The sequence below is a fragment of the Sulfuricurvum sp. PD_MW2 genome, assembly GCF_002633015.1.
In the GTDB taxonomy this organism is placed as follows: Bacteria; Campylobacterota; Campylobacteria; order Campylobacterales; family Sulfurimonadaceae; genus Sulfuricurvum.
This window is the reverse complement of record NZ_NSIU01000001.1, coordinates 266,706-289,231: the sequence shown is the minus strand read 5'-3', so window position 1 is coordinate 289,231 and position 22,526 is coordinate 266,706. Positions and strand designations below refer to the sequence as shown.

Genomic DNA, 22,526 nt, shown 5'->3' with positions numbered 1-22,526 from the left:
ATAAAAGGATTTATCATGGGTTTTAAAATTAACACTAACGTAGCGGCAATGAATGCGCATACAGCATCATTAAGCAACAATAGAAGTTTGGACAATTCATTGGCTAAACTCAGTTCTGGTCTTCGTATTAATACGGCGGCAGATGATGCTTCAGGTATGGCGATTGCCGACTCTCTTCGTGCACAATCAAGTTCATTGGGTCAAGCCGTTTCCAATGCAAACGATGCAATCGGTATCGTTCAAATCGCTGACAAAGCGATGGATGAGCAGCTTAAAATTCTTGAAACCATCAAGGTAAAAGCAACTCAAGCAGCTCAAGACGGTCAAAGTGCTGATTCTCGTAAAGCGTTGCAAGCCGATATTTCTCGCCTTATCCAAGGTTTGGACAATATTGCCAACACAACCAACTATAATGGTCAAAACCTCCTTTCAGGTTCATTTACAAATAAACAATTCCAAGTCGGTGCATACTCAAACCAAACCATCGATGCAAGCATCGGTGCTACTCAAAGTACTAAAATCGGGAATGTGAGTTACTATACCGGTCTTAGTATGTCAACTGCCGGTACATCAACATTGACATTCAGTGCAAACGGTAAAAGTATTGCCCTCCAAGCAGTTGCAATCGACTACAGTGCAGGAAGCGGTATCGGTAAACTTGCTGATGTTATCAACAATGCATCCGATCAAACCGGTGTACGTGCTTCATATGTAGTTGAAACTGTAATGTCAGGAAATATCGCAGCTAATACCGATATCTCAGGTCTTACGATCAACGGTGTTAACTTAGGTAACTTCAGCCAAATCGCACAAAACGATAAAGAGGGTGTATTGGTCAATGCGATCAATGCCGTCAAAGAACAAACCGGTGTTACCGCTACGATTGATACTCAAGGTCAACTTCACTTGAAATCAAATGACGGCCGCGGTATACATGTATCAGCTGGAACCGGTTCCGTTACAGGATTCGTTGAAGGCGGAAACTACGGTAAATTGACCCTTTCTCGTTTGGATGCACGTGCAATCGTTGTTTCTAGTGCTGCAAATGATGGTGCGGGGCTCTCATCCGGAGGAAATCGTGCAACAATGAACCTTGCGTCAACATTGTTCGGTACAACATCGACAGCAGCTCTTGCGATCGGTAACTGGGTATACTCTGCAGCCGGTACCAGTACTGCGGCAACCTCAGGAATCGGAGCGGGTGTAACGACACTTAAAGGGGCAATGGCGGTTATGAACATCGCTGAGGCTGCTCAAAAATTGCTTGACTCTATCCGTTCAGACCTCGGTTCGGTTCAAAATCAATTGACCGCAACCGTTAATAATATCTCTGTTACTCAAGTAAACGTGAAAGCTGCTGAATCTAACATCCGTGATGTTGACTTCGCCGCTGAATCAGCTACATTTGCTAAGTATAATATTCTTGCTCAATCGGGTTCATACGCGATGAGCCAAGCGAATGCTGTTCAACAAAACGTATTGAAATTACTACAATAGTAAAAACATCATTGGCAACCTATCGGTTGCCCAATGTATTTTTATGATTCTTTTTCTTTCAGACTAAAAATACAATTATTCTATACTATTTTCACTAAGGCATAGCAATCTTTAGATCACTATACCTTATTCCTCGATCAATTTTTTTTCAGGAAAATGAACTCTAGAACGAATCTCTTCCGGCCACGTCATAACCGCTCTTTGAATCACTTCTCGCTCTGCATTGATTTGTCCGGCAAACGAAAACAACCAATAACGGTGGGCCATAACCCATTCAAGCAATTTTGCTTTTTTCTCATCTTCATCTTTCACTACTTTGGCTTGAATAACTGAAAAGTCCAATTCATAATGAAGCAAAGAGGATTGAAGGATTTGAAAATAAAGCTGCATAAAAAGTTCATTTTCCGTTAAAGATTTAACCTCATCAATCCGTTCTGTCAATTCAGTTAACTCTTTCATCGTAATTTTATCTAACTGATTTTCCTGATTATATCGGACAAATCGTTCACACGCTTTTTGTACTTCCAGAAAAATAGTCTCGATCAATTCCTGCTTTTCAATCGAATCTGCGAGCCAAAAATTGATCTTATCCACAATGGTATCGATATGTTTTTTAGCTTCTTCTTCAGGAGTAGGATTGAGGGAAAAGCGATCTTTTGGACGACTATAATCTACCAACGTTTCTGCCACTTCACTAAACGGCATTTCGACCGCACCTGGGATTCTCGCTCCCCCTTCCGTTGCATTAATGGTCTTTTGATCGCCCTCTTGTCTCGCAATCGCCTGTTCAAAATGATTTTTAAACATCATCCAGTAATGGGTAGTGCGGATCTCTCCATTACCCCCATATCTCTCTACATAAAAATCATGTTTACTCGAGTCCTCTTCATTTACGCCAAACGTGTGATCGTTGGCATGCGATGTATTATCATCCCCAAAAGCCAGATCTTGCCCGATTAAAACAATATTTTTAAATTTAAGCCCCATTCCCAATTCATGTGCAAGGTTAGCAGCACTCATCCCTGAACCAAGATACCCGTAATCATCGAAACCAAAATATTTTGTATAATCATGTGGACGCATTTGAAGTACCATAGTCCCACCACGAACTGCTTTTAGAATATCCTCATGAACAATCGACACACATACAAAAATCACATCGTCTTGAAACTCTTTGGCATTATTTTTAAAAAAATTAGCCGTTTCGGGGATTCGTTCAAGGACGGTCACAAAATCCGGTTTTATCCCGTGTTTTTCTAGAATCGGAAAACTTGCATCGACACAAATAATCGTTACGTAATCTTGAATTTTTTTGAGTACTGGAATCTGTTTTGTAAGACTCGGACCGGTTGAAACAACGATAGCAATATCCGGATGTTTTTGTTTCGTCAAATCAATAATTTTTGGCCCCTTCACCATAGCCGGTAAATTTTTCACATGATGTTCAATTCCCATCAAAGAATCGATTGCACAGTTACCGTATCCTAGAATAGTTGATTCAAACGCTTTTGCCATGATAGAGACGATCTCTTTCATCTCGCCTGAATAGTACTCGTCGTAATATGGCGAAGTGGTTTCCAATTCAAATAATTTAGCGTAAAATTGCGATTGGGAGCTGGTTAGAAAATAGTCGGCTTTAGGGTAATTAAACTGTTGATACGATTCGATAAACAAGCGATTGTTTAAAATCGTCTCTGAAAAATCCAACATGTGTAGAATAATATACAATACTTCCAGGTTAGGCTCAATCACAATGATACGTTGGATTTGCGGATCTTTCAGAAGCATTTGAATAATGATCCCATTCCCCATACCAAAAAAATACCGATAGGGGATCAAATAATCTTTTCGTGAATTCTCTATAAATTCAACAGTATCTTGAACCGGCGTGTTGTAAAAAACTTTTTCCTTTTCGGTATCGTAGAGATTGATATCGACTGAATCTTTCCCCTGATAAACCTCAAAACGTGTATTTCCCTCTATTTTAAACAAATCGGTCGCGAGATAGGCGTTTTTCTGGAAAAGTGCTTGAAGGTTTTTTTCAAAAACCGGATGCAAAGAGGTTGTAGCGTCACTCATTAAAGTCCTTTTGTAATTGGAGAAATCGGCTGAATATCTTTTAACAAAGCGAGTGTGTGAAGATAGCCTAAAAATTCCAATAATAATTTGTCGTTGTATTTACGCGCGATAACACTGACCCCTATCGGCAAACCATTAACCCCTTTTAATACAGGAAGTGTAGCAATAGGCAATCCCAAATAGGTCCATATCAAATTCGCATCGGGTATATCGGGTGTCGTCAATCCAATAGGTGCTTCATCAGCAGTAGCAAGAGTAATCAAAAGATCATATGACTCCAGCCACTGATCAAATTCACGTGTCTCATGAGATTGTTTATCCAGAGCTTCTTGATACTCTTCTTTTGATATATTCAGCCCTTCTTGAATAATATCGTAGAAAATAGGACTCATAAGCTCATGTTTCGCATACTCTTCTTTAAAATAATAGGCAAGAGATTTATCGTATATCGTCTGATGCGTAGCATGAACCGTATCACAGAATGATGGAAGAGTTGTTTCTTCGATCACTAATCTTGAATCTTGCAGTTTTTCACACCACTTGGAAAATTGTTCTTTGGCATATGGCGATGCTTCGTTCCATTTGGGATGTTTGACAATCCCGATACGATAGGTTTTATTGGGCATTGATTGATAGTTATCGATATATTTGTGAACAAACTCGTAATTCTCTCCATGCACACGAGACGCTTCAAACATCAAATCCAAATCACTCACGCTTCGAGCAAAAAAACCTAATGTATCGAGAGAATCGGTTGTTTTCAGTACACCGATACGAGGTAATACGCCAAAAGTCGGCTTAAACCCATAAATACCGCAATAGCTTGCCGGTCTGCTGATCGAACCCGCCGTTTGGCTTCCCAATGCAACCGGAACCATCCCTGTCGCCACTGCAACGGCTGAACCGCTCGATGACGTTCCCGGTGATCGGGCAAGATCATGGGGATTGCGTGTTTTATCCTGATAATGGACAGCAAACTCGGCCGTTACCGTTTTCCCGAGCATTACTGCACCGGAGCGGCGAAGATAATGGATCATCCGCGCATCATTTCCCGGAGTAAAATCTTTCCATAACAGTGAACCCATTTGGGTAGGCATATCAAAGGTGTTATAGATGTCCTTCACACCGACAGGGATACCGTAGAGAGGATAATCGTCTAGGTTATACGTTTTGATTTTAGCGAGTTGCGCCTCAATTGCGGCTTCGTCAAAATACTCCCAGGCATTAACGGCTGGATCAACTTCACGAATCCGCTCTATACAGCTTTGTGCAATCTCTTTGGGTGTCGCAGCGGACGACTTCAACAGTTCTAATAATTCGGTTGCGGTGCAATCGGTTAACTTCATCGGCTCTCTCTGAATTTTCCTTGGCGCATCGCTTTGAGGACATTATTGTATTCTTCTTCCGTGATGTTTGCCATATCCAAAAATTCATCCAAATAGGCAGGTCGTTGCTGATCGTACTTTTTCGCGATCTCAAATCCCTCTTCACGGGTAAGCAATCCGGCACGTACATCCGCACTCGCCTGATCGGTTCCCCGACCGAATCCGCGCTTCACAAATTTCATGTGATCATGCAGCGTTTCAAACTTGCACTCGTTTCCTTTGAACCCTTTGTAGTGGCCCGGGCGGTGCTCTTCGCGCCAATCGTACTCTTTTTTAATGAACTCCATTTGACGCTCATCATCCCAAAAGAGATAATCTCCCAAGTGCAGTCCCACAACACCGACACGTTCGATATCTTCAAAACTTGGTAATTCAAACGGTTTGAGATCTTTGCGGGTAATCTCTTCATCGATCATCTGCTCAGGGTAGAGTTTGGCAGAGACTTTGGTGAAATAGTCGCGATCAAATTTTTGGACATTATCTCGAAAATCGGCACGACCACTACTCTCACACACCGACTCTCCCCAGATGAGGAGCGGGATGTTGAATTTGACGGCGATTTGGAGCGGAAATGCACCCACACCCGCGTGACAGTGCCAGCATGAATCTCCGATTTTATAAAACGATTTGACAAACAGTTTCTTCACCAGTGCTTTATTTGGAGTAAACATAATATGATCGATTTCAAGTTTTTCGAGGGCATTCTCGAGATTGTAGCGACCGATCTCCGAATACCAGTTATGGTTAAACGTCACGGCAAGCGGTTTCATACCGTACACTTTTTTGAGAACATGAAGCTGGAAAACGCTATCTTTCCCACCACTGATCGGGATAATACAATCGTAGTTGTCTCCCGCTTTCTCTTTGTAGCTCTCTAACGTTTCGCGAAGAACTTCTTCGCTTTTTTTCCAATTTATCCGCATCTTTTGCTCTTGTGCCCGACACGCTAGGCAGATACCGAGTTCATCGAACTGCATCCCCTCGTTCGAACTTGGCATGCAGCATCGTGTACAGTATTGAAGATACTCTTTGTAAAGCGGTTCGCCGTAAGTATCACTCGGTGTATCGGTAAAAATCATTTGTTTGGTCATAAAGTCTCCTTTTCAGAAACGGTGTTGATTAATCCATATTCCACTATATCGGCAAAAATGCCGTTTTTCCAAAGGGCTTCACGACGTCGCCCTTCTTCACTCATTCCAAGCTTCAACGCCAGTTTTTGCATCCCGATATTCTCAGAATGGGTACCGCAATAGAGACGATGAAGCTTCAACGTACTAAACGCATAATCGACCAGGAGTTTTCCGGATTCATACCCCATCCCTCTCCCGTATACCGAGAAATCCCCGATCAAAACAGCCAATTCTGCGTTACGGTTTTTGAGTGAGATCTGCTGTAATGCGATATTACCGACATGACGGCCGTCCTCACGTAAACAAATCGCAAAAACGACCATGCTTGGATTATCGATCACACTCTTTATGTATGATTGTGCCATCTCTTTTGTATACAGAGTATCCCCGTGTGAGTTGTAACGGCATACCTCGGGATCATTCAGCCATGAGGGGTAAACACCATCGGCATCGCTCAGTTCAATCGGACGTAGATATACACGCTCACCCTCTAATCTCATACAAGCTCCGCTCTGTTGTCCCACACCTTTGCAAAGGCATTTACCACATCATCCATATCGGATTTGCTCATTCCCGGACGCATAAACTCATGGGTGATCAGGCGGTTAAAATGCATCTCTTCCGTCACAGGACATAATCCTTTCGGATATGTAACTTCGCTGAGATTAAACGGATAGCCATCCCGTCCAAATGCAATTTTCTCTTGATACAGAGGCTGGAGATAGAGCGGTTTGACATACCCGTAACTGAGCAGTACCACCGACTCCTCACGCAGCAATGTCGGAGGGAGTTCCGCTTTGACCGCATCGATAAAACGGTTACGATGCATTCCTGCCGCCTCTGCATCGAACTGCAACGGATGGACGTAAAAGGCGTGTTTAGCTCCCTGACGAATTATGGTCGGTTTTATGCAGGAGATTTGTGCCAGCTTTTCATTGAGATATTCAGTATTTTCGAGCCTTTTCGTCAATAAAGAGGGAAGTTTTTTGAGCTGACATCGGGCAATTGCAGCTTCTATCTCGGTCATTCGGTAGTTGTAACCGACCATGTTGATAAGTTCTGATTTCTCCTTGATACCCCGTGCAGAGAGGACTGCTTCGGCATGGTTACGAATAAGGCGGATTTTATCGGCAAGAATATCATCATCGGTAACAACAATCCCCCCTTCCCCGCTGTGGATATGTTTGTGGTAGTTGAGGGAATAAACACCGATATCACCAAGTGTTCCTGCAAATTTACCACTTAACATCGCACCCGGTGCTTGCGCCGTATCTTCGATCACAAAAAGATTATGTTTTTTTGCCAATGTATTGATGGCATCGGCATCATAAGGGTGCCCGAAAATATCAACAACAATAATCGCCTTGGTTTTCGGAGTGATCTTTGCTTCGATACTTTTGACATCAAGACAATAAAAATCTTCTTCGATATCGGCAAAAACAGGAATGGCACCGTACACCAACGCCGCAGTAGCCGATGCACTCATCGTATAGGCGCTGACGATCACCTCATCTCCAGGGCTTATTCCGCACGCACCGACCGCGGCATAAAGTCCCGAAGTAGCCGAATTCACGCTGATTGCGTGCTTGACCCCAAAATACTCGCTCCACTCTGATTCTAAAGCGCGCACTTCGGGACCGCCGAAAAAATCATCATGCCATGTCCCTAAAAAAGTAGAGAGTTTTCCGCTACGAAGGACTCGAAGAACAGCATCTTCTTCCTCGGTTCCAATCGTGTTATAAGCCGGAAAAGGGGTTGTACGAAGTTTCTCACCACCGTTAATAGCAAGTTTCATCATGGAAATACCTTGGAAAAAGTTTGAAAAACAATCTTATGAATATGGAGATGTTCACCTAAAATTTGTTTGCATGTCTCTTTATTTTTTTGCAACAAAAACTCTACGGAGTCATACGCATAGTTTGATAGATTCGTCGTCATTGTCTCTTGTAATGCCAGAGAAAAATACCCTTCATACGTCGAAGGAACACGTGAATATATCTCTATTTTATCTCCTCCGTCTAAAATTTTGATCATCCCTTGCTCAAACCAAAATGTTATCTCAAATAAAGAATAGGGAGGGTGCGCAAGAACGGATATTGAACCATCTCCGTTTTCCAAAGAGACCCCAAACTCTCCGCAAAGATCTTCATGACAAAATGAAGCTCGAAACGGTTTGATCGATACCAAACTTCCTAAGAAATGGCTCAAAACCGCTAACATATGAGACCCGTTATGAAGCAACCCTTTTGTGCATACACCCTGAAACCCTAACGATTTTCCAAACTCACCTTTTTGAACCCGCTCGGCCAAATAGATAAATGCAGGGTTATAGCGGCGAATAAAATGAACCAAAATTTTCTTATCACTTTGCAAAAGCAATGTATGGAGGGTGGAGAGTTCTTCTTGGGTTGCTACAAGCGGTTTTTCACAGAGTATCATCGAAGAATCTTGACGCTTTAACAATGTAGTCAGATCATAAAAATGAGATTTTGTCGTTGATGAAATAGAGACAATATCGTAGTGATCATCTGCACCTATCTCATCCACACTGACATAACGATGCACATCTCCCCAGCGTTCCATAAATGCAAATACATTCAGTTCTGAGGGTTCACAGATCGCATAAAGCTCCGTATCTGAATGTTTTTGATAAGCATGTGCATGACTTGCAACTGCTTTGGATGCCGGTGAATCGATAAGCCCGCCGATACTTCCGGCGCCAATAATCAGTGCTTTATACATTTCGCTCTTTTGCCACTATAGTTTTGATAAATAAAGCAAAATCCATACCGAAATCATCACACTTCAGCGAGGAGGGGAGAAGAAGGTTTGAATGAATCTTTGATAGAGAACGAACCTGCCTCTCCTTTGGTAGCGGCAACAAAAATTCCCTATTTTTCGAAGGGAGATACGAAAGAACAGGACGCTCTAAAAGTGCCGCGATATAGAGCGCCATCGTATCAAATCCGATAATCATTTTGGCACATAAAAGCTGATCGGTTAGCTCACATACCGCCGCATCATTGATTTGAACCCGAATATTGGGATAGGCTTTGAGAATTTTTTTATATCCGCTTCCAGTATCGCTCGGATGAAGCCGAATAGTCAGTCCTGCACATCCAAACCGCTCAAAATTTTTCAAAATATCTTCCAGTGCACTGTATTGGGTAAATCCCCAATAGTTTTTATCCCCATAGGTACGCAATGCCACAGCATCGGTCGGCTCGCTCAAAAAAAGGAGATTATTGTTAGGGGAAATCTCTTTTTGACGTGCCTGAACGATCGTATCGCGCAGATAAAAATTTTTTAGTCCCATAGGTTTTGGAAGAGCAAACGACTCCGCTAGAAAAAGAGCTTTTTGATCCGTAACTGCGGTAAAATCACCCAAGTTCTCTTCCCACCCCTCATCGGGAAAACCGAATCGCTCACGATAGTTGCTCCAATGATCCAAAAAAGCAACCGTCGGAATAGCGTTTTCTTTGCAAAAATGGACATAGGGGCGCTCAATCTTCTCCTGCCATCCGGTTCCAAAAAACAGAATATCAGGAGTAATGACTTGGAGCTGTTGTTCAGCATCTCCGATAGGAGTAAAAGAGAGGTTATAGCGTTCACACAGTCGTCCCATAGGACTTTGCGCTATAGCAAAAATATGCCACGAATAAAGATCAAAATACTCACGAATGAGTCCACACAATATTTCTGAACTTCCTGCATCATGAGATACGACGGCAATTGTCATAGGATGTGTTCCCAAGAGAGAGGTGTTCCTTTAGAAATATCCTCTTTGAATTGTTTCCCGATAATAGCTTTGAGATATTTGGGCGGCAATCCGAACCCCGGTCGCACGGATCGGACATTTAAAGAGTTGATCGCATCGCCCGCTTTCACATCTTCGGCAACAAACAGACTGCGTGAAAATTCCCGTGATTTCAAACTTTTCGCCGAAAGATCGTATGTCACTTTCCCCAATAGCTTTTCGGTATCCCGCACCGCATCGACCATCATTTTAAATTCTTGCGGTTCCAGACTAAAGGCGCTGTCCGCTCCACCCATGCCTCGATCAAGAATAAAATGTTTCTCGATCACTCGTGCCCCCAGTGCAACGGCAGCTACAGGTGCGCTGAGACTCATTGTATGATCCGAAAGCCCGACACTTACCTCAAATCTATTTTTCATATCGGCAATCGTCAAAAGATTCATCTCCTCCAATGCGGCAGGATAGGCAGAGGTGCATTTGAGCAGTGTAATCTGATCATTTCCTGCCCGCCAACAGGCATTTAACGCCTCTTCGATGTCATCTTGTGTCGCGATACCGGTGGAGATGATGATCGGTTTTCCTTTGGCAGCAGTGTATTCGATGAGAGGTATATCGGTAATCTCGAAACTGGCAATCTTATACGCAGGAACGTCCAGTTCAGACAAAAAATCAACGGCACTGTTATCAAACGGAGAGGAAAATGCTTCCATTCCAAGACTTTTGGCATGATCAAAGAGGATGGAGTGCCACTCCCACGGCGTCATCGCTTCAGCATAGAGATCATGAAATTTCCGTTTGTCCCACAACGTCCCCTGTGAAATCGTAAACATCTCACTGTCACAATCGAGGGTAATCGTGTCTGGAGTGTACGTTTGGAGTTTCACCGCATCGGCGCCCGATGCCTTCATCGCATCAATCGTTTTTAGAGCTGTATCGAGCGAACCGTTGTGATTTGCTGAGAGTTCGGCGATGATAAATACTTTTTCATCAATATTGTGGTGTCCAATCTTCATTTGCTTCGCTCCATGATAATCATCTCTCTCCCCTTATAAAACGTCCGGTTTGTCTCTGTAAAATCGAATTTTTCGTACAAATGTTTAGCCCGCTCGTTGTCGGTGAAAACGGTCGCAACCAACATTTTTACCCCAAGCGTTGAAAAGCCATACTCGATCAGCGCATGCATTAATGCTTCGCCCACTCCGCGCATATAAGGGTTGGAATAAATCCCGATTTCGGCAGAGTTTTGAGTAATATCGGTAAAATCGATCACTCCGATATAGGCATCTTCGCGCTGAACCAAAAAATAGCGCTTATCCGCTCTATTTTTCAGCGATTCGACAAATTGCAGATGATTTTGCATCGATATCTCATCGTCACTCAGCATCCAATGCCGAATATCGCTATGGTTACGCCAGGCTAATACCGTTGTTAGCATCTCTTTATCAAGCGTTGTAAAATCGAGCAATTGCACCCGCATTCCACTCCTTTAACACGGTATACCCCTCTTTTTCTAAATAGACAAACATATCCTCTTGATTAGCGGCGCTCTGTACTGCGATAAAAGGGATCTCCATAAACAATACCTCATGCACCATGACACTTGGGGTGATAATCGCCAAGCAGCTTTGGTGAAGCAATTGCGCTATCCGTGTAGAATCGATCTCCAATGTCATATTTTTTTTCGTTTTGACAAAAGCCTTTAGTTCATTCACATGAATATTTGCGGATGTCGTTACAACACAGACTCTCATATCATCGCTTAGTGTTGGGAGGATCTTCATCGTCGCATTTGTCGGATCGCTCCCCCCCATCGCAATAAAAAGATCGTAAATTTTTTCTCGTTGGATTTGCTTTTCGGTTTTAAACTCATCGCGTATCAGCGTATACTCCGCACCGCAACGAAGGACGCAATGAGGTGGAACCAATCCTTTGTAGCGAGTCGGATCTGCTGAAACATTATGGTTGAGGAGAATGTCGCAATCGTGAGCCACATAAGTATCGTCAAAAGAGAGAATAGTTACTCTACAAGCATCTTTGACCTTTTTCTCAAAAGCCACATCGATACCATAGTGATCAAACACCACCATATCGATTTTATACTCTCGAATAAGATCTATCAGTTCATCGGGGTCATTGGAACTCAAAATGTGTACGGGATAAGGAATGTGATCGATGATATTGCCGCTCAGATTTTGACAAGCGAACATAACGATATCTTCACTCTGCTGCGCGGCAAATACTATATCACGCATAATGTGCCCCAATCCGATTGTACTCGAAGAATCAGAACGGATAAGGAGGTTCATAGCGCTTGGAGTACTTTGTGCATCAACTCAGCGCGCGTCCAGTCCTCCAGCGTATCGATGTCCTGCACCAGATGGCGAGGTAAGACGATTGTTGTCGCCGCATCGGAGAAGATCGCTTTTCCCTCCACCCATGCATCGCGCGTTCCCCAGTAAAACTGCCCCACATCGTGATACGCCTCTTCGAGATCTTGGGAGCGTGTTTCGAAATGCTCAGGATAAAACATTTCGATATTTCCTTGCGCGTCACGCTTCACACCTCTCTGAATCGGAAACGGGAATGTTGTAACAGGAAAGGCATACTGTTTGTTATGAGTTATAAGGGAGTTATACGCATCGATGATATCTTGAGAGCGGATAAAAGGGGCGGTAGCATAAATACAGCAGGCATAATCGATAACCGAATCGTTTTGAAGTGTTTGGATCGCGTGAGCGATAACGGGAATCGTAGCGGTATGATCGTCACTCAACTCTTTTGGTCTCATAAACGGGATCTCCGCACCGTAACTGCGTGCTACCTCGGCAATCTCTTCATCATCGGTGGTGACCACGATACGATCAAACAGCTCTGATTCCTGTGCGGCTTTGATGCTATAGGCAATGATCGGAAGGTCTGCAAATATTTTGATGTTTTTTCGGGGTACCCGTTTGCTTCCGCCACGGGCTGGGATAATAGCTACACGCATCAATTCTCCTTTAAAAACTGCATCCTCGGTGAGAATAGGCTTCCATCACGTCAAGAACCGTATCGGCAACCATACGGGCATCCTCCAGCGTCATCTTTTGATGACACGGAATAGAGAGTTCACTTTTGTAAAAATGTTCCGTATTCGGCAATCGCTGTTCACCGAAACGCTCTTTATAAAAACTGTTTTGATAAATCGGTTTGTAATGAACCTGCACCCCTAATCCCCGTATTTGCAATTCGCTAAAAATATCTTCTTTTGAGCAGTGTAATGCAGGAGACAGAAGCAGCGGATAAAGGTGGCGTGCACTCTGCTCATCCGAATCAATCGCTATCGTCGTTATGAGTTTATGCCCCGCAAAACACTCATCGTAATAGCGGGCGATTTCATTGCGTGTTTGGAGGAATCGATCGAGTTTATGCAGTTGCGAGAGACCCAACGCGGCGGCAAACTCGGTAAGACGGAAATTATGCCCCAAACTCACCATATCGGAGTTCCAAAGCTGTTTTTTGATGATGCCGTGTGAACGAAAAAGTTTTAACTTCTTAGCGAATTCTTCGTCGTTGGTTACCACAGCACCGCCCTCTCCCGTCGTGATCGGTTTGATCGCATGGAAACTAAATATTGTCATATCCGCAAAAGAACCGATTTTTTGGTTGCCGATACCACTCCCCAACGCATGGGAAGAATCTTCGATGACGAAGAGATTGTGCTTTTTAGCTACCTTTTTGATCGCCTCAATCGCGACTGGTTTTCCTGCGAAATCGACGGGAACGAGTGCACGGGTCTGAGGAGTAATGAGCGCTTCGATCAATGATTCGTCAATGTTTCCATCCATTTTAACATCACAGAAAACCGGTTTTGCACCCAAAGCAATCGCCATATTCGACGTTGCTACAAAACTGATAGGCGTGGTGATTATCTCATCATTTTCTTTAAGCCCGATAGCAGCATATGCACCCAGCAACGCTGATGTCGCCGAATTAAAAGCGACACAAAATCGCGCACCTACATACTCGGCAATCGCTTCTTCAAATGCTTCGACCTTCGCCCCCTGCGTGAGATGCGAACTTTTTAGGACTTCAACAACGGCGGCAATATCATCCTCATCAATCAACTGCGTTGAATAAGGAAGCACGATTATTTCTCCTCATTCTGAGTAAGGGCGATTTTTTCTAACAATGCGTCAGAGGTGAGCCAATCGGTGTTGGTTTCGGAGCTGTATTTAAACCCGTATTCAACCGGTGTTCCGATCTCATCGCAGTTATTTTTTGAAAAGTCCGCTGCTTCGGTAAATTGTATTGTCGGTTTGATCACATAATGGTCGTGAAACTCCAATGTGAGATGGGAATCATCACGCGGACACATTACTTCATGCATTTTTTCGCCCGGACGGATACCGACATGCTTATGCGGAAGGTGCGGAGCGATCGCACGCGCGACATCCACCACTTTCATCGAAGGAATTTTGGGGATAAAGGTCTCTCCCCCATGCATCCGCTCGAAGTTTTTCAATACGAAATCGACCCCTTCTTGAAGAGTGATCCAAAAACGGGTCATTCTCTCATCCGTAATTGGCAGTTCCGTTGCCCCCTCAGCGATAAGCTTTTGGAAAAACGGAACAACCGATCCGCGAGAACCCAAAACATTGCCGTAACGGACAACCGCAAATCGGATATCTTGCCCTCCACGAATGTTGTTCGCCGCAACGAAAAGTTTATCGCTCGCAAGTTTCGTGGCACCATAGAGGTTGATCGGGCTGGCTGCTTTATCGGTTGAGAGGGCAATAACACGGCTAACACCGCAATGGAGCGCAGCATCGATAACGTTTTGTGCCCCATTGATATTCGTTTTGATACACTCCATCGGATTGTATTCAGCAATAGGGACATGTTTGAGTGCCGCCGCATGCACCACATAATCGACACCGCTCATCGCACTCTCAAGTCGTGAAAGGTCACGGACATCCCCGATAAAATAACGCATACACGGATCATTGAACCGCTGTGCCATCTCATATTGTTTTAGTTCATCGCGAGAATAGATGATGATTTTATTGGGTTTGTAGCGTTTTAAAATTGTTTTGACAAACTGTTTGCCGAAACTACCCGTACCGCCGGTGATGAGAATGTTTTTTCCGTTGAGCATATGGCCTATCCTATCAACTTAGATGATAGAATTAAGCAAAATTAGTACCAATACTTTAATTCGAGCTACCGTTTACAGCCATACTGATTTGTTGTTGTAATGACGAAAATTGATTATTGAGTTTACTGATAATCGAATCGTATTGTGTAAACCGTGCCGTCATTGCTTCATAGCGAGCATCCAAAAGAGCCTGAGCACGTGTTTTATTAGCATTAAGCGATTTTAATGCCGTATCCGAACCGGTCGTCAAATTGCTCATAATTCCTTTTGTACCCGTATATCGGGTCATTAATGTTTTTAAGCGAGTAAAAACCCCTTCTTGTTTATTGGTATCATCGGCGACATGACTAAAAAAAGTATTGGACAACGTTACATCTTCTTTATATTTTGTAGTAAACGTTGTACTCTTAAAACTCATTGTCCCCTTTTCGCTAATATCAATCCCAAATTGTGCCAAAGATTTCCCATTGCTGTCCAGTGAGGTCATCAAACGGGTGATTTCACGACCAATCGAATTGATTGAACTATCTCCGTTAAAGACTCCTATTTTCCCTGCTGTCGTATCGGTTGTTGTCATATCATTAAGCTGACTGGTTAACGTATTATAACTATTTACCAAGCTGCTCATTTCGCTAGATATAGCACTGATATCTTGTGTAATCGCTATATTAGCGGTCGATGTGCTGTCTGCCAAAAGATTGATCGTTACCCCCGGTGTAATGTCAGTAATTGTATTAGAGCTTCGGGTGAGTGTAATACCGTTGTATTTGAAACTCGCATCTTGCGCTGCTTGTATCGATTGAACTCCTGTTGGATTCGTCGTTGCATCATAGGCTGAATACAATTTAGAATCCAAACTCCCTCCGCTTGAATCACTCAAAGTAATTGCTTGATTTGCTCCCGTATCAACTGATCGCAGGATAAGTCGATAATCATTTGTCCCGACTTGAAGGGTTGATGCTTTAATCTTACTTCCAGCTTGAGTATTGATCGCATCTTTTAATTGATCCAGTGTCATCGAATTGGTATACGCAATGCCATATGAAATCCCTCCTGATGTCAATGTCATCTTCCCATTCCCAGAAGCTACCGTCGAACTTGTTGAAGTAAATGCACCCGATTCTTTAACATCGTTTAACGCCATTTGCGTATTGGAGATACTAAATGATTGAACACTGACCCCTGATGAAGCAGTGACACTGACATTGCTCGAGTTGCCCGATACACTGCGAGCTTGATACAGCGTATCATTTCCCAACGCGCTAACGCTTGTTTGGAATGTGGACAAAAGACTACTCAGTAAATTGAGGGCTTGCCCTTTTTGTTGCTGCAGAGTGATTTTGTTGGCTATAGGGGTAATCATACTTGCCGTATCTGCCGCTTTGAGCTGATCAATAACGGACGAGGTTAAAACGTTTGAACCGATACCCAATGAACTAATACTACCTGCCATCACAAATCCTTTTGTATTTCAGTATAAACTATATCGACCGATCACGACCAAATATTTAGTAAATACCCCTAAGCAAAAAAAGTTCCCGCTATTGTTTTTTCGTTATTCCAAAGCGTTGAGACCGGATCGTTAATTCGGTAACACAAATGCCATCACGCGTATCTAGAAGATACTGTATCGCTTGCGCGATATCTGACGTCAGCAACTTAGTATCATCCTCTTTTCCGACCCCGAATCGAAAGCCGTCAAAAAACGGTGTTTCGGTCATATCCGGATTGATCGTTATCACCCTCACGCCGCTATTTCGAGTCTCTTCAAACAATGTCAACCCAAATGCCCTTAGACCGGCTTTTGTAGCACTGTAGAGTGCGGAAAATTTAGAGTGACGCGTTGCTTCGATGGAAGTAATATTGATAATCATCCCTTTGCTTTTTTTAAGAGGACGCATAAGAGAGTTAGCAAGAAGTATCGGCGTGGTCAGGTTCAACGCAATCATATCGGTAATCGTTTTTGTGCTCAGTTCTTCATGCGGCTCAAATCGCCCAAATCCCGCAGCATTAACAAGTATCTCAAGATCGTCAATCTCGGAAAGTTTTTTTTGGAGAATATCAACTACTGCCAAATCACTCAGATCACACGGCAAATGATCAAATAAAGGATGATGGATGTCCCCTCTACGGCGGCTCAATCCGATTACCGTATATCCGTTTTGCAATAACACTTGTGCGATTGCTTCACCAATCCCGCTGCTCGTTCCTGTTACTATTGCCGTTGCCATGTTCGAATCCTCTCTTGCGGCAGATACTCGTCTGCTTTGATACCTAGTTGCTCCAAAATATACGTTTCGATCGATTCAGGGTAGGTTGCCATATCATGGCTCACTGCGTAAGGATAAAATGCGACATCGCTTCGGCGAAGTTTTTTGAGGGCACGCAGATGGTTTTGAGACATACGAAAACTCCCCAATGTGAGATGTTCAATAGCCTTTGGATCGATCAAAGAAAATATCCGATCAATCAACGTCGGATAGAGTATATCAAAGTTTTCGGTATAGATTACCGGATCGATACAAAGCCGCACTTTCCATCCCAAAGCAATCGCTTCGATTACAGCATTCAGCCGTTTTTCCAAACTCGGTGTAGTGTGTTCATACCTATCAATGATCTCTTGGGGAGATAGGGTCCATGCCAGCGTCACTCTCGAATTAGGGGTAATCGATTTGAGTGCGTTGATATTTGCACTTTTGGTACGGATTTCAAGATGCAACTGTTCATATTCAGCAGCAAATTCAAGCCATTCTCGTGTTTGATGTGTTAGCGATTCGATCGCCAGCGTATCGGTATCATACGATGTTGCGACAAGCGTGTCTTTACCTAAATATGGGCGCAATTGCTCAAATGCGTCTTCAAGATTGATAAATAACACCGTGTTAGCCGACGGATACAACCCCTGTAAATAGCAATAATCACAATCGTACAAACACCCCATAACGCTGGAAGCGTAAAAAAACTGCTCATGCTCAAATCCATCGCTGTACTGTGAGCCTTCATGCAAAAATTTTCCCTCTTTTCGAGCAAGGATCAACTTTTTAGAGTTGCTTTGAGCCGCAAAGCTCTGAGAAGATCGATTAAACACCTCTTTGTAGTGATCAATCACAATAACCTGTGATTCACTGAATTTAGCACGAATTTTGTGAGTCTTCGGATGATCCAAAATACTCCGTTCAATGTAGAGATGCGAAAAAAGTCTAGTGAGTAAGTGTTTTGATGAGGGCTTCAAGCAGTTGACTCCTTTCACGTTTGGAATCGGGAATATCCGGATAACTCGGTAATCTCTTTTGCGGGTATTTGAGCCGAAAATAACTCAGAGCATCATCCAAAGCAGAGGCTTGTGCCTTGGTAAAATGAGATTTCAACCGTCCAATCTCTTCTTGTTCAGTCTGATCAAACAAAGGATCACTAAGGGACACCTTTTCGACAGCAGCACAAACCTTATCCACATTATGCAGATTGGATCGGATCAGTTCAATCACTCTCTCTTTGGTCACCGTTTCAGGAGTGAAGTGATCGGAAACAATTTTCACAAATGCCATCTGATGCAATTTAAAAAAGCGTGCCGAGGCTTGGAACATTGCACTGCTCTCCATATCGACAGGATACTCATCTAACACACTTTGTACGCCATCAACACATTTTATAGAACTTTCTCGTAATGAGTGCGGATAGAGGATATCCGGATAATAGCGTCGATCCCCTTCGAAAATTTGATGAATTAAGAGTGCTTCACCTATCGGATACGCATCGGGGGCACCGCAAACCCCGATATTGATCAAACAATCTGCTGGATTTGGAATCCGCCATCCCAGCAACGCGCTCACTGCCATGAGAGCATTTGTTTTACCCATTCCGCTCACCAACAATACCATCCGCTCATTTTTATAGAGGGTATAAGGGAGAGTAAAATCTCGTGTCAGATGATAGTGATCGATCAAAGCTCGTGCTTCAGCATCCAGTGCGGTGATAATATAAATCATGAAATTATTATAACATCATCTTGCATTTACAGGTTTAAACGGCTATAATTCGCCAACTCTTCTAGACCTGTGCAAGGGTATGGACGGACAACGTGTCAGGGTAGGAATACAGCAGCACACCCGTTCATGTTTTGTGCCGCAGGTATCTGGAGGAGCCTCTTCTTTACTTCATTTCACTTTATCACTGAATTTTTTCATAAACTTCTCAATTTTTGGGGCGATAACTACATGGCAATACCCTTGCGTCGGGTGTTCGTTGTAATAATTTTGATGATAACTCTCTCCCGGATAAAACTCAGGAGCAGGAGACAACTCCGTAACAATCGGATCATTCCAAGATAGCTGTGCTTGCGCGATAGAAGCTTTGGCTTTTTCCTTTTGAACCTCATCGTAGTAATAGATAACGGAACGGTATTGTGTCCCTCGATCGGCACCTTGGCTATTTAATGTCGTCGGGTTATGAATTTCCCAAAAAATCTCTAAAATTTCCTCATACGCGATAACGGACGGATCATACGTGATCTCTACCACCTCGGCGTGACCCGTGGCTCCACTGCATACTTGTTCATAACTCGGATTTTTTCGAGCTCCACCGGCATAGCCGCTAATAGCACTTTGAACCCCTCTAACACGATTATAAACCGCTTCGATACACCAAAAACATCCGCCGCCTACTAACGCTTTTTCCATGCCAACTCTTTTTAAAGCGATTATCCCGTTGATGGACTATAAAAGGGTTGAAAAATCAACTTTGTTTGAAATGTTTAAGTTACCGTATCGTAATGATTGACCGATACACTACCACTCATAAATCACAAAAAGGAGACCCAAATGGAAAAATTAACCCCGCTTGAAAAAACATTGGTTAAAAAATTACGTCGTTCTAAACGTGCCAGCTGGATGGTTGACTAAATTTTTTAGAGAGTGCTCACAGTGAGCCGTTTCTAATTCCCTCTTTCCTCTATATCCCTTTTTTCCTTCAATGCTTCTCGATTCAAACGGATCTCAAAACATGCCCCTTGTGCGGTATTATAAACACTCAATCTGCCTAAAAAATGTTTTTCGATAATGGTTTTGGCCATATACAAACCTATCCCCGTACCTTGGGATTCGAATTTGGTCGTGAAATAAGGATCAAAAATTTTATCGACAATCGATGGAGAAATCCCTCCGCCTGTATCCTCTATACTAATCGTACAATAACGCTCATCCCTAACGCAACGGATCTCAATCCATCGTTCGTTACCACGGTGATGTTCAATCGCTTCGCGCGCATTATTGACTAGATTGATCAATACCTGCTTGAGTTCATTGGGATAAACCAGCACTTCGATACTCGGATCAATATTTCGTCTAACAATAATTTTTTTGCGTGCCAATAAAGGTCCTAACAGTGTTACTACTTCCGTTGCCAAAGCATCGATATTTACCGGTATCTGACTGCGGTCTTGTTTAAAAAAATTACGAAAATCATCAATCGTTTGCGACATATACTCAATCTGTGCTTCGGCAATCTCAATGACTTTTCCCGATTCGCTTTTACCGTCGATAGAACAACTCAAACTCAGCCGTGTCATCGAAAGTCCCAAGATATTCAGCGGTTGGCGCCATTGATGTGCGATCGATTCGAGCATTGATCCAATCTCTGCCATTTTTGCCTGCTGCATCAAGAGTTTTTCTTGTTTTCGGTTATTTTCAACCGCCTTTTCAATCTCTTCTTGCAGCCGCTGATTAAATGTTTCCAACTCTGTCGTCCGCTGGCGTACCAATACATCAAGCCGATAATTTTTATAGGCGATCAAACCAAATAAAAATACGAAAAATCCGGCAATTCCCCAAATAAATCGGTAATCAAGCGGTTTTTCACTTTCATAGCCAAGCCACCGACCGTGTAGCTCTTCATACTCGGCAGGGGTGATGGAAGCAAGCACCTTATCGGAGATGGATGCCATAATATTCCAATCTTTACGAAACGCAAAGGCAATATCGTATCGAAACGGTGTCTCCCCGACCACTTTGATATTCTTTAGGTTATGCCTCTCAATCAAATAACTCACAACGCTCAATCCCTCGATACAGCCATATACTTCTCCGGAAGAGACTTTTTGTAGCGCTTGAAGTGACGTATCCGTTAATACCGGAATAATTGCGGGATAATTGATACGTAAAAATTCTTCACTGGCATAGGAGCGGACAATGGCAATTTTTTTACCGCGAAGATCACTCAAATCATTGATATATCCGACACGCGAATTGGCCACAATGACCATCGATTGCTTAATATACGGACGGCTAAACGCCATATGCTCACGTCTAGAATCGGTCACAGCCGCAGAGGTGAGCATATCCAACTCTTTGGTCTTCAAAGCACGCAGCGAATCGCTCCAAAGACTACGACTATAATCAACTTCAAAATGGACACCCAAGCGTTTCTCAAGCAAATGCAAATACGATGCACTGACCCCGGTATGTCTCCCTTTGTCATCTATCGATTCGATCGGAGCCCAGTTATGATCGATACCGACACGGATAACCGGGTGTGCTGCTAACCACTGCTTCTCTTGCTCCGTTAATTTTAATTGATCTCGTTGATATAAAAGGGGTGTAAAAGAGGGGAGTGTTTTCACAACACCCATCAAACGATACCCTTGTGCTATCAATTCCAACCGATTCACATCGATTGATCCAAACCCTTTGTTGGGCTGAAAAGCCAGTTCTTTAAGAACTTTTCCTTCGTATATAAGGGCTTCAAGCGATTTGTGTTGAGGGTTATAATCGCGATAGATCAATGCAGCCGTCTCTTCAATATGGTCGAATGCCCAAAGCCATCCTTGGATCGATGCACTGTAAAAAGCTTCTGCACGCTCAGGATGATTGTTTATCTCATCTTGCGTCGTAAATAAAAAATCGCTGTAGTAGTCAAACCCATAATCTTTTGGATGGATGACATGAGGTTCCACTCCCATCGTTTTAAGCGTATAGGGTTCATTGGATGCGTATGCCACCATTGCATCGGTTTCATTTCGGACAAGAGACTTCAAATCATACGAATGGGGCTGTACTTTCAAGTCCTCTATTTTTGAACCTACACTGCGAAGCATTGCCTGAATTTCCGCCCATTGAAGCATATCGTCCGTTAACATTACCCGTTTGTTTTTTAAATCTTTCGCTCCATAAATATGGGCATCTTTACGGGTCAGCAAAACCATTGGCGAGGATTGATAAATTGCTGCCATCAACACGATCGGTGCACCGTTCATGTAGTTTACGATCAGCGAGGAGTGCCCCACCCCATATTGAGCTTTTTTACCCATAACACTTTTAAAAGAACTATCTTTTTTATTGGCATCCAAGATAGTAACATCCAGTCCCGCTTGGTTGTAATACCCTTTTTCTTTAGCAATATAATATCCCGCAAACTGGAACTGATGCATCCACGGCAACTGCAGTGTTACGGCTTCTTTCGCCCATACTGAAAAAGTAAAAATTAGTACCAATAAAAAAAGTTTTTTCATGTTTTAAAGTGTATCTGAACAATTATATTTTCACCCTTAG

Annotated in this window: 20 protein-coding genes and 1 other RNA gene; 2 read left to right on the top strand and 19 right to left on the bottom strand. The window is 43.1% G+C overall.

The genetic code is table 11. The features are described from left to right. Positions 1-15: 15 nt before the first annotated feature. On the top strand, positions 16-1,497 hold the full coding sequence (locus CJD30_RS01510; protein ID WP_294915598.1) for a flagellin B: 1,482 nt from the start codon (positions 16-18) through the stop codon (positions 1,495-1,497). A 126-nt stretch (positions 1,498-1,623) separates the two neighbouring features. Here the strand turns inward: CJD30_RS01510 and CJD30_RS01505 are convergent, their stop codons facing one another. From CJD30_RS01505 to CJD30_RS01425, 17 genes are all read right to left on the bottom strand, one after another. Beyond that, positions 1,624-3,576: a 6-hydroxymethylpterin diphosphokinase MptE-like protein gene (locus CJD30_RS01505; RefSeq protein ID WP_294915596.1), complete on the bottom strand. Its 1,953-nt coding sequence runs from the start codon at positions 3,574-3,576 to the stop codon at positions 1,624-1,626. Then, positions 3,576-4,922 carry an amidase gene (locus tag CJD30_RS01500; protein ID WP_294915594.1) on the bottom strand — a complete coding sequence of 449 codons (1,347 nt, stop codon included), beginning with the start codon at positions 4,920-4,922 and terminating at the stop codon, positions 3,576-3,578. The genes CJD30_RS01505 and CJD30_RS01500 overlap by 1 nt, the downstream gene beginning before the upstream one ends. Then, positions 4,919-6,052 carry an N-acetyl sugar amidotransferase gene (locus tag CJD30_RS01495; RefSeq protein ID WP_294915592.1) on the bottom strand — a complete coding sequence of 378 codons (1,134 nt, stop codon included), beginning with the start codon at positions 6,050-6,052 and terminating at the stop codon, positions 4,919-4,921. Before CJD30_RS01495 ends, CJD30_RS01500 begins: the two co-directional genes overlap by 4 nt. Continuing rightward, the gene (locus tag CJD30_RS01490; protein WP_294915590.1) at positions 6,049-6,591 is read right to left on the bottom strand and encodes a GNAT family N-acetyltransferase; all 543 of its coding nucleotides are present in this window, start codon (positions 6,589-6,591) and stop codon (positions 6,049-6,051) included. The genes CJD30_RS01495 and CJD30_RS01490 overlap by 4 nt, the downstream gene beginning before the upstream one ends. After that, positions 6,588-7,889 (bottom strand): DegT/DnrJ/EryC1/StrS family aminotransferase, encoded by a 1,302-nt coding sequence (locus CJD30_RS01485; RefSeq protein ID WP_294915588.1) that lies wholly within the window; start codon positions 7,887-7,889, stop codon positions 6,588-6,590. Before CJD30_RS01485 ends, CJD30_RS01490 begins: the two co-directional genes overlap by 4 nt. Next, on the bottom strand, positions 7,886-8,833 hold the full coding sequence (locus tag CJD30_RS01480; RefSeq protein WP_294915586.1) for a Gfo/Idh/MocA family oxidoreductase: 948 nt from the start codon (positions 8,831-8,833) through the stop codon (positions 7,886-7,888). Before CJD30_RS01480 ends, CJD30_RS01485 begins: the two co-directional genes overlap by 4 nt. Then, complete coding sequence (locus tag CJD30_RS01475) at positions 8,826-9,845, bottom strand: hypothetical protein (RefSeq protein ID WP_294915584.1); 1,020 nt, start codon at positions 9,843-9,845, stop codon at positions 8,826-8,828. The genes CJD30_RS01480 and CJD30_RS01475 overlap by 8 nt, the downstream gene beginning before the upstream one ends. Further along, positions 9,827-10,861 (bottom strand): pseudaminic acid synthase, encoded by a 1,035-nt coding sequence (gene pseI, locus CJD30_RS01470; protein ID WP_294915582.1) that lies wholly within the window; start codon positions 10,859-10,861, stop codon positions 9,827-9,829. Before pseI ends, CJD30_RS01475 begins: the two co-directional genes overlap by 19 nt. Further along, positions 10,858-11,319, bottom strand: coding sequence for a UDP-4-amino-4,6-dideoxy-N-acetyl-beta-L-altrosamine N-acetyltransferase (pseH, locus tag CJD30_RS01465; RefSeq protein WP_294915580.1), 462 nt, complete (start codon positions 11,317-11,319; stop codon positions 10,858-10,860). The genes pseI and pseH overlap by 4 nt, the downstream gene beginning before the upstream one ends. Then, on the bottom strand, positions 11,291-12,154 hold the full coding sequence (gene pseG / locus CJD30_RS01460) for a UDP-2,4-diacetamido-2,4,6-trideoxy-beta-L-altropyranose hydrolase (RefSeq protein ID WP_294915578.1): 864 nt from the start codon (positions 12,152-12,154) through the stop codon (positions 11,291-11,293). The genes pseH and pseG overlap by 29 nt, the downstream gene beginning before the upstream one ends. After that, entirely contained in the window at positions 12,151-12,837 is a 687-nt protein-coding gene (gene pseF, locus CJD30_RS01455; protein ID WP_294915576.1) for a pseudaminic acid cytidylyltransferase, read from the bottom strand. The genes pseG and pseF overlap by 4 nt, the downstream gene beginning before the upstream one ends. Before the next feature lie 10 nt (positions 12,838-12,847). Beyond that, positions 12,848-13,975 (bottom strand): UDP-4-amino-4,6-dideoxy-N-acetyl-beta-L-altrosamine transaminase, encoded by a 1,128-nt coding sequence (pseC, locus tag CJD30_RS01450; protein ID WP_294915574.1) that lies wholly within the window; start codon positions 13,973-13,975, stop codon positions 12,848-12,850. A gap of 2 nt (positions 13,976-13,977) precedes the next feature. Then, positions 13,978-14,985 carry a UDP-N-acetylglucosamine 4,6-dehydratase (inverting) gene (gene pseB / locus CJD30_RS01445; protein ID WP_294915572.1) on the bottom strand — a complete coding sequence of 336 codons (1,008 nt, stop codon included), beginning with the start codon at positions 14,983-14,985 and terminating at the stop codon, positions 13,978-13,980. A 55-nt stretch (positions 14,986-15,040) separates the two neighbouring features. Then, positions 15,041-16,438 carry a flagellar filament capping protein FliD gene (gene fliD / locus CJD30_RS01440; RefSeq protein ID WP_294915570.1) on the bottom strand — a complete coding sequence of 466 codons (1,398 nt, stop codon included), beginning with the start codon at positions 16,436-16,438 and terminating at the stop codon, positions 15,041-15,043. Positions 16,439-16,526: 88 nt separating this feature from the next. Further along, entirely contained in the window at positions 16,527-17,216 is a 690-nt protein-coding gene (locus CJD30_RS01435) for an SDR family NAD(P)-dependent oxidoreductase (protein WP_294915568.1), read from the bottom strand. Continuing rightward, entirely contained in the window at positions 17,201-18,217 is a 1,017-nt protein-coding gene (locus CJD30_RS01430; protein WP_294915566.1) for a spore photoproduct lyase family protein, read from the bottom strand. Before CJD30_RS01430 ends, CJD30_RS01435 begins: the two co-directional genes overlap by 16 nt. Beyond that, positions 18,186-18,971, bottom strand: a complete 786-nt coding sequence (locus tag CJD30_RS01425; RefSeq protein ID WP_294915564.1) for a hypothetical protein — start codon at positions 18,969-18,971, stop codon at positions 18,186-18,188. Before CJD30_RS01425 ends, CJD30_RS01430 begins: the two co-directional genes overlap by 32 nt. 58 nt (positions 18,972-19,029) lie before the next feature. Here CJD30_RS01425 and ffs point away from each other — a divergent pair. Continuing rightward, positions 19,030-19,127, top strand: an RNA gene (ffs, locus tag CJD30_RS01420) — signal recognition particle sRNA small type. Positions 19,128-19,139: 12 nt separating this feature from the next. Here the strand turns inward: ffs and msrA are convergent. Beyond that, complete coding sequence (gene msrA / locus CJD30_RS01415; protein WP_294915562.1) at positions 19,140-19,661, bottom strand: peptide-methionine (S)-S-oxide reductase MsrA; 522 nt, start codon at positions 19,659-19,661, stop codon at positions 19,140-19,142. Positions 19,662-19,915: 254 nt separating this feature from the next. Next, positions 19,916-22,486, bottom strand: a complete 2,571-nt coding sequence (locus CJD30_RS01410; RefSeq protein ID WP_294915560.1) for an ABC transporter substrate-binding protein — start codon at positions 22,484-22,486, stop codon at positions 19,916-19,918. Between the last annotated feature and the right edge of the window lie 40 nt (positions 22,487-22,526).

Excerpts from the sequence above, each read along its gene's own strand:
- CJD30_RS01500 (WP_294915594.1), bottom strand. The coding sequence starts at position 4,922 with ATGAAGTTAACCGATTGCACCGCAACCGAATTATTAGAACTGTTGAAG.
- pseG (WP_294915578.1), bottom strand. The coding sequence starts at position 12,154 with ATGAACCTCCTTATCCGTTCTGATTCTTCGAGTACAATCGGATTGGGG.
- CJD30_RS01410 (WP_294915560.1), bottom strand. The coding sequence starts at position 22,486 with ATGAAAAAACTTTTTTTATTGGTACTAATTTTTACTTTTTCAGTATGG.
- CJD30_RS01495 (WP_294915592.1), bottom strand. The coding sequence starts at position 6,052 with ATGACCAAACAAATGATTTTTACCGATACACCGAGTGATACTTACGGC.
- fliD (WP_294915570.1), bottom strand. The coding sequence starts at position 16,438 with ATGGCAGGTAGTATTAGTTCATTGGGTATCGGTTCAAACGTTTTAACC.
- pseI (WP_294915582.1), bottom strand. The coding sequence starts at position 10,861 with ATGAAGATTGGACACCACAATATTGATGAAAAAGTATTTATCATCGCC.
- CJD30_RS01480 (WP_294915586.1), bottom strand. The coding sequence starts at position 8,833 with ATGTATAAAGCACTGATTATTGGCGCCGGAAGTATCGGCGGGCTTATC.
- CJD30_RS01425 (WP_294915564.1), bottom strand. The coding sequence starts at position 18,971 with ATGATTTATATTATCACCGCACTGGATGCTGAAGCACGAGCTTTGATC.
- CJD30_RS01490 (WP_294915590.1), bottom strand. The coding sequence starts at position 6,591 with ATGAGATTAGAGGGTGAGCGTGTATATCTACGTCCGATTGAACTGAGC.
- CJD30_RS01510 (WP_294915598.1), top strand. The coding sequence starts at position 16 with ATGGGTTTTAAAATTAACACTAACGTAGCGGCAATGAATGCGCATACA.
- pseB (WP_294915572.1), bottom strand. The coding sequence starts at position 14,985 with ATGCTCAACGGAAAAAACATTCTCATCACCGGCGGTACGGGTAGTTTC.
- CJD30_RS01435 (WP_294915568.1), bottom strand. The coding sequence starts at position 17,216 with ATGGCAACGGCAATAGTAACAGGAACGAGCAGCGGGATTGGTGAAGCA.
- pseF (WP_294915576.1), bottom strand. The coding sequence starts at position 12,837 with ATGCGTGTAGCTATTATCCCAGCCCGTGGCGGAAGCAAACGGGTACCC.
- CJD30_RS01485 (WP_294915588.1), bottom strand. The coding sequence starts at position 7,889 with ATGATGAAACTTGCTATTAACGGTGGTGAGAAACTTCGTACAACCCCT.
- msrA (WP_294915562.1), bottom strand. The coding sequence starts at position 19,661 with ATGGAAAAAGCGTTAGTAGGCGGCGGATGTTTTTGGTGTATCGAAGCG.
- CJD30_RS01505 (WP_294915596.1), bottom strand. The coding sequence starts at position 3,576 with ATGAGTGACGCTACAACCTCTTTGCATCCGGTTTTTGAAAAAAACCTT.